General features: G+C 56.5%; 1 protein-coding gene. It reads left to right on the forward strand.

The window, feature by feature from the left end; genetic code table 11:
• Nucleotides 1-58 precede the first annotated feature (58 nt).
• Nucleotides 59-1,209, forward strand: a protein-coding gene (locus NX784_RS28715; RefSeq protein WP_258820083.1) for an IS3 family transposase whose coding sequence is annotated in 2 segments (ribosomal slippage) — nt 59-305 and nt 305-1,209 — 1,152 coding nt in all. Because the reading frame shifts where the segments join, the coding sequence is not laid out codon by codon here.
• The last annotated feature ends 18 nt before the right edge of the window (nt 1,210-1,227 follow it).

The following is a 1,227-nucleotide window of genomic DNA, read 5'->3' on the forward strand; positions in this document are numbered from 1 at the left end:
GAATCGCCACGACAATTGTAGACACTCCTGAGCCATAATTCTGGGTCAAGGAGAAGATATGAGTGGAAAGCGGTACACGGAGGAATTCAAGATCGCGGCGGTCAAGCAAGTGGCAGAACGCGGTCACCCGGCGAGCGAGGTGGCAGAACGCCTCGGGGTGAGCATGCACAGCCTCTACACCTGGATGAAGCGCTACGGCGTGCCTGAAGAGGAGCGCAAGGCGGTGGATTCCCAGGCAGAGGAATTGCGGCGCCTGAAGGCCGAATTGAAGCGCGTCACGGAGGAGCGCGACATCTTGAAAAAGGCCGCGGTGTACTTTGCCAAGACGTCCGGGTAAGGTACACCTTCATTGTTGAGTTACAGGACCAATTTCCCGTACGGCGGCTGTGCAAAGTGCTCGGTGTGCATCCCAGCGGTTTTTACGCCTGGCGTCTAAACCCCGAAAGCACGCGCGCCAAGGAAGACAAGCGCCTGCTGATTCCCATCAAGGAGTCGTGGTTGGAAAGCGGCAGTGTGTACGGCTATCGCAAGGTCAGCAATGATCTGCGGGAACTCGGCGAGCAATGCGGCATCAATCGCGTTCATCGACTAATGAAATTGGCTGGAATCCGTTCTCAAACCGGCTACGCCAAGCGCAAGTACAAACGGGGCGGCGCACCTGCGCTAGTGGCGCCAAATCACTTGCAGCGTCAGTTTGACGTGCAGGAGCCCAACCGTGTCTGGGCGACGGACATCACGTATATCCGCACGCATGAAGGTTGGTTGTATTTGGCCGTGGTACTCGACCTGTTCTCGCGTCAGGTGGTCGGTTGGTCGATGAGTTCGCGCATCGATCGCGAACTGGCCATGAACGCGCTATTGATGGCTGTCTGGCGCCGGCAACCCACCAATACGGTGATGGTGCATTCGGATCAGGGCAGCCAGTTCAGCAGTTATGACTGGCGCGATTTCCTGGGCGAGCATAACCTGCAACAGAGCATGAGCCGCCGAGGAAACTGCCACGACAACGCTGTTGTCGAGAGCTTTTTTCAATTGCTCAAGCGGGAGCGGATTCGACGGAAGACCTATGGCACCCGCGACCAGGCAAGGCAGGATGTCTTTGACTATATCGAGATGTTCTACAATCCGAAGCGCCGGCACAGCTTCAGCAATGACTTGTCGCCGATGGAGTACGAAAAGCAGTATTTTCAGCGGCTGTCGAGTGTCTAGAAAACTCGTGGCGATTCA

Origin of the sequence: Massilia pinisoli, assembly GCF_024753285.1 — a bacterium.
GTDB lineage: Bacteria > Pseudomonadota > Gammaproteobacteria > Burkholderiales > Burkholderiaceae_D > Telluria > Telluria pinisoli.